The organism is Salmonella sp. K21076, assembly GCF_039650795.1.
In the GTDB taxonomy this organism is placed as follows: Bacteria; Pseudomonadota; Gammaproteobacteria; order Enterobacterales; family Enterobacteriaceae; genus Salmonella; species Salmonella enterica.
Genome location: NZ_JBCLYA010000020.1, coordinates 28,634 through 42,314 on the forward strand (window position 1 = coordinate 28,634; position 13,681 = coordinate 42,314).

A 13,681-nucleotide genomic window follows, 5' to 3' on the forward strand; every position below is an offset into this window, starting at 1 on the left:
AGGAAAGAAGATGATCGCGGAGTTTGAATCACGCATTCTGGCATTAATTGACGATATGGTAGAGCACGCCAGCGACGATGAGCTTTTTGCCAGTGGATACCTGCGTGGCCACCTGACGTTAGCCATTGCCGAGCTGGAGAGCGGTGATGACCACTCCGTTGAGGCGGTCTATGCCAACGTTAGCCAAAGTCTGGAGAAAGCGATCGGCGCCGGCGAACTGTCGCCGCGCGATCAGGCGTTAGTCAAAGCGATGTGGGACAATTTGTTCGACAAGGCAAAACAATAACGCCGTGGACCGGAAGGCGACGCTTGCCGCCTTCCGCTATTGACTGGCCCATTACTTCACCGCTTTTCCCTTCAATAACTTTCTCACCCATAACCGATTTGGATTTAACGCCGCCAGCGTACCGGCATCCAGTGGAATCGGCTCGTTACTCATCTGCGCCGCCAGAATTTCTGCGCATAATGGCGCTGAACACAAACCACGCGATCCCAGCGCGCCGAGCATAAATAAACCCGGATACACAGGCGCAGACGCCGCCGACGTTTTATTATCGGCTAAATCGGCGTAATGCGTCAGCGTGGCGTGGTAATCCGGGACATTGCCCACCATCGGCAGATGGTCGCGGGTGGCGCAACGCACGCCGCAACGGGCGCTGTTGCCGCTAACGTCAACCTCTGTGGCCCAGTTCGCATCCGGAAAACAGTCAAGCAGACGCTGTCGGTTCTGACGCTGATCTTCTTCGCGCCAGACGGTGCTTTCGTCGCCCCGGTGATAGCTGGCGCCAATACAGTGCTGCTGATTATGCGGATTTTGCGGCGTCAGATAGCCGTCGTAGCATAACACCTGACGCAACGCCGAGAGGGCGGGGGTGGTGGGAATATGACTGACCTGCCCCCCGACGGCATAAACCGGCAGCGGCCGGGTCTGATCAAAACGGTTAATCTGATGGCCGTTCGCCAGGACGACAGTCTCATGGCTGGCGGTTTCACCTGACGTAAAGCGCAGTTGCCAGCGCGACTCCTGCGCAACGAGCGACGTGAGCGTATGGCGAAAGCGCGTTTGTAAACCCTGTTCAGTCGCCAGTGCGATGACTGCGCGAGTTAATTGTTCCGGGCACAGCCAGCCGCCTGCCGGATAGGTAATTCCTCCGCAGCGTGTCGTCACGCCAACCGCCTGTTCCGCCTCTTCGGCATTGAGCGCCGAGGCCAGTCCGGCGGGCAGCGCCAGGGACAGCATCTGGGCAATTTTCTGCTGGCTTTTCTCATCCCATCCGAGCTGTGTCACGCCGCACCAGGCATGATCAAAAGAGACGGGCAGGGCATCATACAGGCGACGGGCAAAGGTGAATGCGGTCGGGAAAAAGCGATTAATGGCGGCGTCATGTTTGCTAAGGAGCGGATAAAGCGCGCCCTGTCGATTACCGGAAGCGCCCTGGGCGGGCTGATCATCTGCGCAATAGAGCGTCACCTGCCAGCCGCGACGCAGTAACGCCAGTGATAACAGCGCGCTGGCGATGCCGCCGCCAATGATCGCCGTTTCACGTTTTTCGCTTCCGCTGCAGTAAAACCAGGGCGCGGAAAGGGTCGGCATGAGGTGTTGTTCCATCACTCCACAAAGCATCTCGCGTTTACGTCCGAAGCCTTTGTGTTTTTGCATGGTAAAACCGGCTTCCTGTAATCCCCGACGGACGAAACCCGCCGAGGTAAACGTCGCCAGCGTTGCGCCGGGCCGCGCCAGCCGCGCCATCGCGTTAAACAGGTTTGGCGTCCACATATCCGGATTTTTCGCCGGGGCAAAACCGTCGAGGAACCAGGCGTCGACTGTTTGATTCAGCGTGGCGTCCAGTTGGTCGGTCAGCTCATTAATATCGCCAAACCACAAATCCAGCGTCACCCGACCCCGATCCAGCAATAGGCGGTGGCACCCCGGGAGCGGCAGCGGCCATTGCGCCTGCAGCTGCTCTGCCCAGGGCGCGAGCTCCGGCCAGTGTTGGTGCGCCAGCGCCAGATCGTCGCGCGTTAACGGGAATTTCTCAAAGCTGATGAAATGTAACCTTTGCAGCGTCGCCTGTGGGTGCGCAGAACGAAAGCTGTCAAACGCCTGCCACAGCGTCAGGAAGTTGAGTCCGGTGCCAAAACCGCTTTCCGCGACTATAAATAATGGATGTGAATGTACGGGAAATCGCTCCGCAAGACGATTGCCGCCAAGAAAAACGTAGCGTGTCTCTTCGAGTCCATTGTCATTAGAAAAATAGACATCATCAAAATCTCGGGAAACAGGTGTACCCTCAGCGTTAAATTCGAGTGTGGCGGGTTGTATGGCGTATTGTTTCACGTAAGTTACTCGTCTGACGGGCGGTATCGCGATCTTAACGATGTGTGCCTGATGGCGCAAATTTCCGTACTAAATGGCTGATCGGACTTGTTCGGCGTACAAGTGTACGCTATTGTGCCAATCGAAACTTAAAAATAGTGCGAATTACAGAGGTATTGAATGAAACGTGCAGTGATTACTGGCCTGGGCATCGTTTCCAGCATCGGTAATAACCAGCAGGAAGTCCTGGCATCTCTGCGTGAAGGACGTTCAGGGATCACTTTCTCTCAGGAGCTGAAGGACGCCGGCATGCGTAGCCAGGTATGGGGCAACGTAAAACTGGATACCACTGGCCTCATTGACCGCAAAGTCGTGCGCTTTATGAGCGACGCCTCCATCTATGCTTATCTGTCTATGGAGCAGGCAGTGGCCGACGCCGGTCTGGCGCCGGAAGTCTATCAGAATAACCCGCGTGTCGGCCTGATTGCAGGTTCCGGCGGCGGCTCCCCGAAATTCCAGGTCTTTGGCGCAGACGCCATGCGTAGCCCGCGTGGTCTGAAAGCTGTGGGCCCGTATGTGGTGACGAAAGCAATGGCATCCGGCGTTTCCGCCTGCCTCGCTACGCCGTTTAAAATTTATGGCGTGAACTACTCCATTAGCTCCGCTTGCGCGACCTCCGCACACTGTATCGGCAATGCGGTTGAACAGATCCAACTGGGCAAACAGGACATCGTTTTTGCTGGCGGCGGCGAAGAGCTGTGCTGGGAAATGGCCTGTGAGTTCGATGCGATGGGGGCACTGTCCACCAAATATAACGATACGCCTGAAAAAGCGTCCCGTACCTATGATGCGCACCGTGATGGGTTTGTCATCGCGGGCGGTGGCGGTATGGTTGTTGTCGAAGAGCTGGAGCACGCTCTGGCGCGCGGCGCGCATATCTATGCGGAAATCGTCGGCTATGGCGCAACATCCGATGGCGCAGACATGGTTGCTCCGTCTGGCGAAGGCGCAGTACGTTGCATGCAGATGGCGATGCACGGCGTAGACACGCCGATCGACTACCTGAACTCTCACGGTACGTCCACGCCGGTAGGCGACGTGAAAGAACTCGGTGCAATCCGTGAAGTGTTTGGCGATAACAGCCCGGCAATTTCTGCAACCAAAGCGATGACCGGCCACTCGCTGGGCGCGGCTGGCGTGCAGGAAGCCATCTACTCTCTGCTAATGCTGGAGCACGGTTTTATCGCGCCGAGTATCAACATCGAAGAGCTGGATGAGCAGGCTGCGGGCCTGAACATCGTGACCGAAACGACCGAGCGTGAACTGACTACCGTAATGTCTAACAGCTTCGGTTTTGGCGGCACCAACGCCACGCTGGTGATGCGTAAGTTGTAAGCCTGACTATTACGTTGTAGTATCAACAATGAAACAGGTCGCTAATGCGACCTGTTTTTTCATTCAGGGAACAACAAATTATATGGATATTATATAAATGCCAACTAATACATTAGATAAAATTAGGCATAGTTTGAGTTGTGTGGCTGTTTTATTTGGTTTGTTCGGCATTTTTGTTTTTGCCTCATTTTCGCCTTCCTATGCCTGGCTTTATTTGGGAGGTCTGGCTGCGCCTTTTATATATAGTATTGTTTTTGTCTACGCGATTGCCGCCTGGAGTATTTATTCAAAGTATTATCCGTTTTTATCATTGGGCCGCTTATCATTTGTGGAATGTTTTGTTCCGGCGCTGGCCCTGGTGTGCCTTACCGTTCTCTACAATGTTTTTAGTGGCCCGGAACCCTGGATGGCCGAGTTATCAAGGCAATTTTTTCTTCATAAATTTCTTAACACGCTGGTGATGTGCTTTCTGGCTCCTGTGGCGGAGGAAATTATATTCAGAGGGTTTTTATTAAACAGCAGTATCGGTTGGGGTCGATACTCAAGAGTTTCCGGTATTATTATTACTTCACTCGCTTTTGCATTTATGCATACACAATATCTCTTTGCGGTGACTTTTGTTTATCTGTTTGTTTTTTCATCGATATTATGCGTTGTTCGAATGAGAAGCCGTGGACTAATGATACCGATAACACTTCATATTTTAAATAATGCCTGGGTTATTTTCGGCTTGCTGTTTTCAGCGACGGAATAAGAGCCTGATGAAATAGGCTCTTTAACCTCTCCGGTACGAACAAGAGAACGATGGCGGTTCCCTTTTTTAATGCTTCTCATATTCCGGCGCGACTTTTGCTGACCAGGCCTCAGCCTGGGTGATGGCGCCTGCGTCATAAATCGGCTGTTCATAATCCTTATCAGCATCCCGAACGCGGTAAATTTTCCAGCGTCCCTCTTCCCAACGGGTATAAACTTCCAGGTGGATGGGCGTTGACTCTGTAGCCAACAGAACATCCACTTTTTCTCCGCCGAGGAAAGGGTGTGCCTTCCCAACCCGTAACTGTGGAATCCACTCTGGCGCATAGTCCTGCGCATACATAAAATAATCTGCCCCTACAATCTCCTGTTCATAAAGGGACTGTATTAGCGCCAGGCGATGAATAACCTCTTTAGCAACGTAACGTTGCATTAAGGCGGTGGTGTCGTCAGGGGTATTCACATCGTTCATGAACGTCGTCATCCATGAGGTATAGAACTGCTTCACGGCCTGCGTACTGTCGTGATGAGGCGCAGAGCAACTACAAAGCAACAGGATAAGCGCGACAAGGGAGAACGTTTTCATTAATTCTTCCTGTAGATGGTATATGAGGGCCTGGCTGCCCGGTAGCCCGGGCCGGCCCACATATCGCGTTGTTTAAAATCTGAATACCACTCTGCGCCATCGTATATCGCCATGTGACCGCTCGGGTTTCCGCCAGCGTAAGGTTGAATAATGATGACGTCACCCTCGCGCGGCATTTCATAGGTACCAATAGCGGTGAATCCGGCGCTTCTTAACATTGGGCCATAATCTTTCGCATGATATGTATGCCCCAGCGTGATACCGCCCGCCTGAATTGCCTTTCGGGTAAATTCCGCACACCGGCCTTGAGAATGAGAACCTGCATGCGTTTTGGCATAATTAACCGCCACTCTTTTATCCCAACTCATAATGATTCCTGTTAATAAAATACGTAATAGCAATTACGTAATGCTTTAACAGTATTTGATTCGGGAAGCATGACAGATCGTGCTATTACTATTTTCAATATAATAAGTTTAAATATTTATTAATTGTTGAGATTGATAAGTTAAAGCCAATTTATTCAGCATTAACTATTATTCTGCGATATCGGCATCATTTTTTATTTGCATATCGCCATAGCGCGACGGCCAGATCTCCTGCGGCGTGATGCCCAGCGCGTCCGCAATAATCCGTTCGGCTCTCGGCCAGGAACGGGTAAAGACATTGCGCAGTGAATCAGGTGATAAACCGGCCTGACGAGAAAGATCTCTGAGCGTAATACCTCTTTTTTCCAGTGCACTTTTAATATCTGCACGATGCCAGTCTTGGCTTTTTGGTTCCATTCTGTAATCCTAAGAAGATGTGTTATCGGCGCCGATATTTTTAAGATAAAATTAGCGCATGGAAAAGGAAGTTACTTTCTTTTTCACGCTAAGAATAGTGCCAGAAAGAAAGCAAAATTTCGCGAAAAAGAAGAAATATTTTTATTTCATCAGGGGAAAGGAAAGAAACCGATGGCAAAGGAATGGTTCACGGTTAAGGAATGTCTTGGCTTACCGGGGTTTCCGGGAAGCGAGCCTGCGGTTCGCGAACGTTTATATAAGTACAGTGAAGGGAAAGCGGGGGTCAGGCGTAAGCGTGTTAAATCAAAGGCCGAGGAGTTTCATATATCTGTTTTCCCTCTCTATGTTCATCGTTATCTGGACGACAGCGGAGAGGAACCGACGCCAGAACCCATTTCCTTACAGGAAGCGGAGCCTGAAGATATCTGGGAGATGATGTTCAGGTTACTGACGCCAGAACAGCGCAAGCAGGTGACTGGACGGTTTAAGGTGAGAGGGATGAAAGCGGTCTTTCTCTTTCTGTTTGATGACACGCCGCCGCGTTGATACCCTGGCTGCAATTTCAAGGTTGACAAGTTTCGCGTCTCACAGGCAGACTTCACTTTCTACATTATCCTTCCGATAATGCGTAAGCGTTTAACGTTATCCAACGCACCTTAATCCTGACGTTCAGGTAGAGGGGGGCGTGGCCTTTCCCCGCCTTACTCTGCATTCTGGAGTAATGCATGACAGCAGTTAGCCAAAAAACAACGACCCCGTCTGCGGATTTTTCGCTGTTCCGCATCGCCTTTGCGGTTTTCCTGACCTATATGACGGTCGGCCTGCCGTTACCGGTCATTCCGCTTTTTGTCCATCACGAACTGGGCTATAGCAATACGATGGTTGGGATCGCCGTGGGCATTCAGTTTTTTGCGACGGTACTGACGCGCGGCTATGCCGGACGGCTGGCGGATCAATATGGCGCTAAACGATCGGCGTTACAGGGGATGCTTGCCTGCGGGCTGGCGGGCGCCGCCTGGCTCCTGGCCGCGCTGTTGCCGGTTTCCGCGCCGGTAAAATTCGCGCTGCTTATTGTTGGGCGTTTGATCCTCGGATTTGGCGAAAGCCAGCTGCTGACCGGAACCCTGACCTGGGGACTGGGGCTGGTTGGCCCAACGCGTTCCGGTAAGGTGATGTCGTGGAACGGGATGGCGATTTACGGCGCGCTGGCGGCCGGTGCGCCGTTGGGCTTGCTGATCCATAGCCACTTTGGCTTCGCGGCGCTGGCGGGGACGACGATGGTTTTACCGCTGCTGGCCTGGGCATTCAACGGCACCGTGCGTAAAGTGCCTGCGTATACGGGGGAGCGACCTTCACTGTGGAGCGTGGTCGGGCTTATCTGGAAACCGGGCCTGGGCCTGGCATTGCAGGGCGTGGGCTTTGCCGTCATCGGTACGTTTATTTCACTTTATTTTGTCAGCAATGGCTGGACGATGGCGGGATTCACCCTGACCGCGTTTGGCGGTGCGTTTGTACTGATGCGCATATTGTTCGGTTGGATGCCGGATCGCTTTGGCGGCGTGAAGGTCGCCGTTGTCTCATTGCTGGTTGAGACGGCAGGGTTGCTGCTCTTGTGGCTGGCGCCGACGGCCTGGATAGCGCTGGTAGGCGCGGCGCTCACCGGGGCAGGGTGTTCACTGATTTTCTCGGCGCTGGGCGTGGAGGTTGTGAAACGCGTACCTGCACAGGTACGCGGTACGGCGCTCGGCGGCTACGCCGCGTTTCAGGATATCTCCTACGGCGTTACCGGCCCGCTGGCGGGCATGCTGGCCACGTCATACGGCTATCCTTCCGTATTCCTCGCGGGAGCGATCTCCGCGGTGGTTGGCATCCTGGTGACGATATTATCGTTCCGGCGCGGTTAAGAAACCAGCCAGAAAAGCGCCAGTACAATTATTAGCGCGATAAACAACAGGCCTGGTCGCGCAGACAGATTTTTCACGGTTTCAATCATCGGCGCAAACGGGCGGTAGATGGGTTGAATAGAGAGCGGTTCGAGCTCATCCGCCTCCCGCTCTACGCGACGCAGGAAAATATGGTTAAGTAAATCCTGCACCTGCGCGGTGGTCAGCACCGTTTGCGGCTGAATTTGATAAGTGTGTTGGGCATACTCTTTGATCGCTGTGAGTTCGTCCGGTTCCAGCGGTTGTTTTAACGCAGCTTGCAGCGTATGTAGCGTAGGCGCGTGTTGTAGTGACAGCGTCTGCCGCGCCTGTAGCCATGTCGCCAGATGGGTAAACTGTTTTGCCGGAATGAGCTCGCCGCTTTTCACGCCGGAGAGTTCCAGCATTGATTGCCAGATAAGTTTGTTTGACTCGCCGGTCGCGGCCGCCAGCTTCGTCACCAACTGATTCAACGTATTATGTTCAGCAGGCAATAATGGCCGATCCGTTGCCGGACGTTGTTGCGGCTGCGGAATGGAAAGCTGCCCCTGTTGCAGGAGCGTCAGCACGTTTTTGAGTTGATCGGGCGTAAGCTGGCTAAGCGCGGTTTGACCGTATTGTTGACGGATAAAATCGCTGACGGCCTGACGATTATTCCCGACGCCAAGCAGCTCTGTTAGCTGTGAAAGCACCTGACGATTGGCGTGATTTTGCTGCGCTACGCCCAGACGCTGGGTAAGATTCTGTTCAGCGGCGGGGAAGTGGCGCGACAGTAGCGGCGCGTCATTTTTTATCCCCAGATCGTGTTTCATTCCGGCCCATACTTCCGCGCTTTGCTGCTGGGTCAGTGAAATCAGGCGCGTGATCAGCCTTTCCAGTACCGTACGCTGTTGCATGGAAAGCGGCTGCTCGCTCGCAGCGGAAAGAGGATTACGCCCTTCGCCTGGAGGCTGTGCAGGGGCGCCGGAGATGGGATGCATAATTAATTATCCTTTAACCATAAATCTGAGCAATATATGCTTGGCGGCCAGATTATGGCACACTTGTCCGGTTAACTCTCGTTCTCAAACAGGTACGACAGTCGTGAAAATTCTCGTTGATGAAAATATGCCTTACGCCCGCGAATTATTTAGCCGCCTGGGTGAGGTAAAGGCAGTGCCGGGTCGCCCGATCCCCGTTGAAGAATTGAACCATGCCGATGCGTTAATGGTGCGTTCGGTCACGAAAGTGAATGAATCGCTGCTGAGCGGCACGCCGATTAACTTCGTTGGTACTGCTACGGCAGGCACCGATCATGTGGATGAGGCATGGCTGAAGCAGGCGGGCATCGGTTTTTCAGCCGCGCCCGGCTGTAATGCTATCGCCGTGGTGGAGTATGTGTTTTCCGCGCTGTTGATGCTGGCCGAACGTGACGGCTTTTCGTTACGCGATCGCACTATAGGGATTGTCGGCGTGGGTAACGTCGGAAGCCGGCTACAGACCAGGCTTGAAGCGTTGGGTATCCGCACGTTGCTGTGCGATCCGCCACGCGCCGCACGCGGGGACGAGGGTGATTTTCGTACGCTGGATGAGCTGGTGCAGGAAGCGGATGTCCTGACTTTCCATACGCCGCTCTATAAAGACGGACCGTACAAAACGCTGCATCTGGCCGATGAGACGCTGATCCGTCGACTGAAACCCGGCGCCATTCTCATTAACGCCTGCCGCGGCCCGGTGGTGGATAACGCCGCATTGCTGGCGCGACTCAATGCCGGGCAGCCGCTGAGCGTGGTGCTTGATGTGTGGGAGGGCGAACCGGATCTTAACGTCGCGCTACTGGAAGCCGTGGATATCGGCACGTCGCATATTGCCGGCTATACGCTGGAAGGCAAAGCGCGCGGCACCACCCAGGTCTTTGAGGCGTATAGCGCGTTTATCGGTCGCGAGCAGCGTGTCGCGCTGGAGACATTACTGCCTGCGCCTGAGTTTGGTCGTATTACGCTTCACGGCCCGCTGGATCAACCGACGCTGAAAAGACTGGCGCATTTGGTGTATGATGTGCGCCGCGACGATGCGCCACTGCGTAAAGTCGCTGGAATTCCGGGTGAATTTGATAAATTGCGTAAAAATTATCTTGAGCGCCGTGAATGGTCGTCTTTATACGTGATGTGTGACGACGAAACGGCAGCCGCCTTGCTGTGTAAGCTAGGTTTTAACGCTGTTCATCACCCGGCACATTAATGTCTTCTTAATGCTCCCTGTCGAATAATGCGACAGGGACGCTTATGTATTTCTGGAGTAAATCACCATGTCTGAAGGCTGGAACATTGCCATTCTGGGCGCAACGGGCGCCGTAGGCGAAGCCCTGCTTGAAACACTGGCTGAACGCCAGTTCCCGGTCGGTGAAATTTATGCGTTGGCGCGTCATGAAAGCGCGGGCGAGCACCTCCGTTTTGGTGGCAAGTCGGTCATTGTCCAGGATGCGGCGGACTTTGACTGGACGCAGGCGCAGTTGGCGTTTTTCGTTGCCGGCGCAGAGGCATCGGCTGCCTGGATAGACGACGCGACCAATGCAGGTTGCCTGGTGATAGATTCCAGCGGTCTGTTCGCGCTGGAGCCTGATGTGCCGCTGGTCGTGCCGGAAGTTAACCCGTATGTACTGGCGGATTACCGTAACCGTAACGTGATTGCGGTCGCCGATAGTCTGACCAGTCAACTGCTGGCGGCGCTCAAGCCGTTAATCGATCAGGGGGGACTGTCGCGCATCGCCGTCACCAGTATGTTATCAGCGTCCGCGCAGGGGAAAAAAGCGGTCGATGCGCTGGCCGGACAAAGTGCGAAGCTGCTTAACGGCATACCGATTGATGAAGATGATTTCTTTGGCCGCCAGTTGGCGTTCAATATGCTGCCGCTGCTGCCGGATCGGGAAGGCAGCGTGCGCCAGGAACGTCGTATCGTCGATGAAGTGCGTAAAATTTTGCAGGATGATGGCGTGATGATCTCCGCCAGTGTCGTGCAGTCGCCGGTGTTCTATGGCCATGCGCAGATGGTGAGCTTTGAAGCGCTCCGTCCGCTGGCGGCGGAAGAGGCGCGCGAGGCGTTTTCCCGCGGTGAAGATATCGTACTGTCAGAAGAGACGGATTACCCGACGCAGGTGGGCGACGCTTCCGGCAATCCACAGCTCTCTATTGGCTGTGTGCATAATGATTACGGTATGCCGGAACAAATTCAGTTCTGGTCAGTGGCGGACAACGTGCGTTTCGGCGGCGCGCTGATGGCCGTTAAAATTGCGGAGAAGCTGGTGCAGGAGTATCTGTACTGATGTCCGGACAGCAATCATCGCCGGTCTATAAAATTGCGCTGGGTATTGAGTACGACGGCAGCAAGTATTATGGCTGGCAGCGTCAGAATGAAGTGCGCAGCGTGCAGGAAAAGCTGGAAAAAGCGCTCTCGCAGGTGGCAAATGAACCTATTAACGTGTTCTGCGCCGGGCGCACCGATGCCGGCGTTCACGGCACCGGGCAGGTTGTCCATTTCGAAACGACCGCATTGCGCAAAGATGCGGCATGGACGCTGGGGGTAAATGCGAATTTGCCTGGTGACATTGCCGTGCGCTGGGTGAAAACTGTACCGGATGATTTTCACGCGCGATTTAGCGCTACGGCTCGCCGTTATCGCTATATCATCTACAATCATCGACTGCGTCCTGCGGTATTAGCAAAAGGCGTGACGCATTACTATGAGCCGCTGGATGCAGAGCGGATGCATCGCGCGGCGCAGTGTCTGCTTGGCGAAAATGATTTTACCTCGTTTCGCGCGGTGCAGTGCCAGTCGCGCACGCCGTGGCGTAATGTGATGCACATCAACGTTACCCGCCACGGCCCTTATGTGGTGGTCGATATCAAAGCGAATGCCTTTGTTCATCATATGGTCAGGAATATTGTCGGCAGCCTGCTGGAAGTAGGCGCTCACAACCAGCCGGAGAGCTGGATCGCAGAGCTGTTAGCGGCCAGGGACAGAACGCTGGCGGCGGCAACGGCGAAGGCGGAAGGGCTATATTTGGTTGCGGTGGATTACCCTGACCGGTTTGACCTTCCAAAACCGCCAATGGGCCCGCTATTTCTGGCGGACTAATCCGAATCGCACACCCGAAACGTGTCGGGTAGAAAGGCAAAGACAAATATGGACCTGATCTACTTTATTATTGATTTTATTCTGCACATCGATGTGCATCTGGCGGAGCTGGTCGCGGAGTACGGCGTCTGGGTGTACGCTATTTTGTTTTTGATTCTGTTTTGTGAAACCGGCCTGGTCGTCACGCCGTTCCTGCCGGGCGACTCGCTGCTGTTTGTCGCCGGGGCGCTGGCTTCGCTGGAAACCAACGATCTCAATGTGCATGTCATGGTGGCGTTAATGCTGATCGCCGCAATTGTCGGCGATGCGGTAAATTACACGATTGGTCGACTGTTCGGCGAAAAACTGTTCAGTAATCCGAATTCGAAAATTTTCCGCCGCAGTTATCTGGATAAAACCCACCAGTTTTATGAAAAACACGGCGGTAAAACTATCATTCTCGCTCGCTTCGTGCCGATCGTCAGAACCTTTGCGCCGTTTGTGGCAGGGATGGGGCACATGTCCTATCGGCATTTTGCCGCCTATAACGTCATCGGCGCGCTGCTGTGGGTGCTGCTCTTTACCTACGCCGGTTATTTCTTCGGTACGATACCGTTGATTCAGGATAACCTTAAGCTGCTGATTGTGGGGATTATCGTGGTTTCGATATTACCTGGCGTCATTGAGATTGTCCGGCATAAGCGCGCTGCGTCGCGTGCCGCAAAATAGAAAGTAACTCAGCGGTTCGACCACTTTTTTATCCAAAGTTTCGGGCTGTTATGTTTTAATGTGCAACATTCATGGTCTGTTGGGGGCAAAAATGGCATTATGCGCCCCTTATAATAAAGCTGACTAAGGTTCAGGCAGAAAGGTCACCAATGAGCTGGATTGAACGAATTAAAAGCAACATTACTCCCACCCGCAAGGCAAGCATTCCTGAAGGGGTGTGGACCAAGTGTGATAGCTGCGGTCAGGTTTTATACCGCGCTGAGCTGGAACGTAATCTTGAGGTCTGTCCTAAGTGTGACCATCATATGCGCATGTCGGCGCGCAATCGCCTGCATAGCCTGTTAGATGAAGGTTCCCTTGTGGAGTTGGGTAGCGAGCTGGAGCCGAAAGACGTGCTCAAGTTTCGCGACTCCAAAAAATATAAAGACAGACTGGCGTCCGCGCAGAAAGAAACCGGCGAGAAAGACGCGCTGGTGGTCATGAAAGGGACGCTTCACGGTATGCCGGTTGTCGCCGCCGCGTTTGAATTCGCGTTCATGGGCGGCTCAATGGGGTCTGTCGTTGGCGCACGCTTCGTTCGCGCCGTTGAACAGGCGCTGGAAGACAACTGTCCGTTAGTGTGTTTCTCTGCTTCCGGCGGCGCGCGTATGCAAGAAGCGCTGATGTCGCTGATGCAGATGGCGAAAACCTCGGCGGCGCTGGCTAAAATGCAGGAACGTGGTCTGCCCTACATCTCGGTATTGACCGATCCGACAATGGGCGGCGTTTCCGCCAGTTTTGCGATGCTGGGCGATCTCAACATCGCCGAGCCAAAAGCCCTGATTGGCTTCGCCGGCCCGCGCGTTATCGAACAAACCGTTCGTGAGAAGCTCCCGCCAGGATTCCAGCGCAGTGAGTTCCTGATCGAAAAAGGCGCTATTGATATGATAGTCCGCCGTCCGGAAATGCGCCTGAAGCTGGCGAGCATTCTGGCGAAGCTGATGAATCTGCCCGCGCCGAACCCGGACGCCCCGCGTGAAGGCGTGGTGGTGCCTCCGGCGCCGGATCAGGAGTCTGAGGCCTGATAACTGAAAAGGGCAGGGCCGCAGGCTCTGCCCTTTTG

At 54.0% G+C, this 13,681-nt stretch carries 15 protein-coding genes; 10 read left to right on the forward strand and 5 right to left on the reverse strand.

What is annotated here, in order from left to right; genetic code table 11:
* The first annotated feature begins 10 nt into the window (after positions 1-10).
* Positions 11-286 carry a YfcL family protein gene (locus AAYN39_RS07210; protein ID WP_000559749.1) on the forward strand — a complete coding sequence of 92 codons (276 nt, stop codon included), beginning with the start codon at positions 11-13 and terminating at the stop codon, positions 284-286.
* Between the two features lie 51 nt (positions 287-337).
* Here AAYN39_RS07210 and mnmC read toward each other — a convergent pair whose 3' ends face one another.
* Positions 338-2,338, reverse strand: coding sequence for a bifunctional tRNA (5-methylaminomethyl-2-thiouridine)(34)-methyltransferase MnmD/FAD-dependent 5-carboxymethylaminomethyl-2-thiouridine(34) oxidoreductase MnmC (gene mnmC, locus AAYN39_RS07215; protein ID WP_000816082.1), 2,001 nt, complete (start codon positions 2,336-2,338; stop codon positions 338-340).
* A gap of 159 nt (positions 2,339-2,497) precedes the next feature.
* On the opposite strand from mnmC, the gene fabB reads away from it, so the two are divergent.
* Both fabB and AAYN39_RS07225 read left to right on the forward strand, forming a co-directional pair.
* The gene (fabB, locus tag AAYN39_RS07220) at positions 2,498-3,712 is read left to right on the forward strand and encodes a beta-ketoacyl-ACP synthase I (protein ID WP_000817161.1); all 1,215 of its coding nucleotides are present in this window, start codon (positions 2,498-2,500) and stop codon (positions 3,710-3,712) included.
* 97 nt (positions 3,713-3,809) lie between these two features.
* Positions 3,810-4,466: a type II CAAX endopeptidase family protein gene (locus AAYN39_RS07225; RefSeq protein WP_001142908.1), complete on the forward strand. Its 657-nt coding sequence runs from the start codon at positions 3,810-3,812 to the stop codon at positions 4,464-4,466.
* A gap of 66 nt (positions 4,467-4,532) precedes the next feature.
* Here AAYN39_RS07225 and AAYN39_RS07230 read toward each other — a convergent pair whose 3' ends face one another.
* The 3 genes from AAYN39_RS07230 to AAYN39_RS07240 form a co-directional block, all read right to left on the reverse strand.
* Complete coding sequence (locus AAYN39_RS07230) at positions 4,533-5,051, reverse strand: YbjP/YqhG family protein (protein ID WP_000847532.1); 519 nt, start codon at positions 5,049-5,051, stop codon at positions 4,533-4,535.
* On the reverse strand, positions 5,051-5,419 hold the full coding sequence (locus AAYN39_RS07235; RefSeq protein ID WP_000118257.1) for an NlpC/P60 family protein: 369 nt from the start codon (positions 5,417-5,419) through the stop codon (positions 5,051-5,053). The genes AAYN39_RS07230 and AAYN39_RS07235 overlap by 1 nt, the downstream gene beginning before the upstream one ends.
* Positions 5,420-5,587: 168 nt before the next feature.
* Positions 5,588-5,836: a transcriptional regulator gene (locus tag AAYN39_RS07240; protein WP_000433427.1), complete on the reverse strand. Its 249-nt coding sequence runs from the start codon at positions 5,834-5,836 to the stop codon at positions 5,588-5,590.
* Positions 5,837-6,007: 171 nt separating this feature from the next.
* Here AAYN39_RS07240 and AAYN39_RS07245 point away from each other — a divergent pair, with 171 nt between their 5' ends.
* Positions 6,008-6,382, forward strand: coding sequence for a hypothetical protein (locus tag AAYN39_RS07245; RefSeq protein WP_001051260.1), 375 nt, complete (start codon positions 6,008-6,010; stop codon positions 6,380-6,382).
* A gap of 179 nt (positions 6,383-6,561) precedes the next feature.
* On the forward strand, positions 6,562-7,740 hold the full coding sequence (locus AAYN39_RS07250; protein ID WP_000127714.1) for an MFS transporter: 1,179 nt from the start codon (positions 6,562-6,564) through the stop codon (positions 7,738-7,740).
* Here AAYN39_RS07250 and flk read toward each other — a convergent pair.
* On the reverse strand, positions 7,737-8,738 hold the full coding sequence (gene flk / locus AAYN39_RS07255; RefSeq protein WP_000553395.1) for a flagella biosynthesis regulator Flk: 1,002 nt from the start codon (positions 8,736-8,738) through the stop codon (positions 7,737-7,739). The two genes, AAYN39_RS07250 and flk, sit on opposite strands and share 4 nt — an antisense overlap.
* A gap of 103 nt (positions 8,739-8,841) precedes the next feature.
* On the opposite strand from flk, the gene pdxB reads away from it, so the two are divergent.
* The 5 genes from pdxB to accD all read left to right on the forward strand — a co-directional run bounded on the left by pdxB (position 8,842) and on the right by accD (position 13,643).
* Positions 8,842-9,978 (forward strand): 4-phosphoerythronate dehydrogenase PdxB, encoded by a 1,137-nt coding sequence (gene pdxB, locus AAYN39_RS07260; protein ID WP_000699178.1) that lies wholly within the window; start codon positions 8,842-8,844, stop codon positions 9,976-9,978.
* Between the two features lie 67 nt (positions 9,979-10,045).
* The gene (locus AAYN39_RS07265) at positions 10,046-11,059 is read left to right on the forward strand and encodes an aspartate-semialdehyde dehydrogenase (protein ID WP_001289141.1); all 1,014 of its coding nucleotides are present in this window, start codon (positions 10,046-10,048) and stop codon (positions 11,057-11,059) included.
* Positions 11,059-11,871, forward strand: coding sequence for a tRNA pseudouridine(38-40) synthase TruA (truA, locus tag AAYN39_RS07270; RefSeq protein WP_000016631.1), 813 nt, complete (start codon positions 11,059-11,061; stop codon positions 11,869-11,871). Before AAYN39_RS07265 ends, truA begins: the two co-directional genes overlap by 1 nt.
* 48 nt (positions 11,872-11,919) lie before the next feature.
* Positions 11,920-12,579 carry a DedA family protein gene (locus AAYN39_RS07275; protein ID WP_000364318.1) on the forward strand — a complete coding sequence of 220 codons (660 nt, stop codon included), beginning with the start codon at positions 11,920-11,922 and terminating at the stop codon, positions 12,577-12,579.
* Between the two features lie 149 nt (positions 12,580-12,728).
* Positions 12,729-13,643, forward strand: a complete 915-nt coding sequence (gene accD, locus AAYN39_RS07280) for an acetyl-CoA carboxylase, carboxyltransferase subunit beta (RefSeq protein WP_000118383.1) — start codon at positions 12,729-12,731, stop codon at positions 13,641-13,643.
* Positions 13,644-13,681: the final 38 nt, after the last annotated feature.

Bases quoted from the DNA above. Each gene is read 5' to 3' on its own strand.
- fabB (WP_000817161.1), top strand. From the start codon at position 2,498: ATGAAACGTGCAGTGATTACTGGCCTGGGCATCGTTTCCAGCATCGGT.
- AAYN39_RS07210 (WP_000559749.1), top strand. From the start codon at position 11: ATGATCGCGGAGTTTGAATCACGCATTCTGGCATTAATTGACGATATG.
- accD (WP_000118383.1), top strand. From the start codon at position 12,729: ATGAGCTGGATTGAACGAATTAAAAGCAACATTACTCCCACCCGCAAG.
- AAYN39_RS07230 (WP_000847532.1), bottom strand. From the start codon at position 5,051: ATGAAAACGTTCTCCCTTGTCGCGCTTATCCTGTTGCTTTGTAGTTGC.
- AAYN39_RS07235 (WP_000118257.1), bottom strand. From the start codon at position 5,419: ATGAGTTGGGATAAAAGAGTGGCGGTTAATTATGCCAAAACGCATGCA.
- AAYN39_RS07250 (WP_000127714.1), top strand. From the start codon at position 6,562: ATGACAGCAGTTAGCCAAAAAACAACGACCCCGTCTGCGGATTTTTCG.
- AAYN39_RS07245 (WP_001051260.1), top strand. From the start codon at position 6,008: ATGGCAAAGGAATGGTTCACGGTTAAGGAATGTCTTGGCTTACCGGGG.
- AAYN39_RS07225 (WP_001142908.1), top strand. From the start codon at position 3,810: ATGCCAACTAATACATTAGATAAAATTAGGCATAGTTTGAGTTGTGTG.
- AAYN39_RS07265 (WP_001289141.1), top strand. From the start codon at position 10,046: ATGTCTGAAGGCTGGAACATTGCCATTCTGGGCGCAACGGGCGCCGTA.
- AAYN39_RS07275 (WP_000364318.1), top strand. From the start codon at position 11,920: ATGGACCTGATCTACTTTATTATTGATTTTATTCTGCACATCGATGTG.
- AAYN39_RS07240 (WP_000433427.1), bottom strand. From the start codon at position 5,836: ATGGAACCAAAAAGCCAAGACTGGCATCGTGCAGATATTAAAAGTGCA.
- flk (WP_000553395.1), bottom strand. From the start codon at position 8,738: ATGCATCCCATCTCCGGCGCCCCTGCACAGCCTCCAGGCGAAGGGCGT.
- truA (WP_000016631.1), top strand. From the start codon at position 11,059: ATGTCCGGACAGCAATCATCGCCGGTCTATAAAATTGCGCTGGGTATT.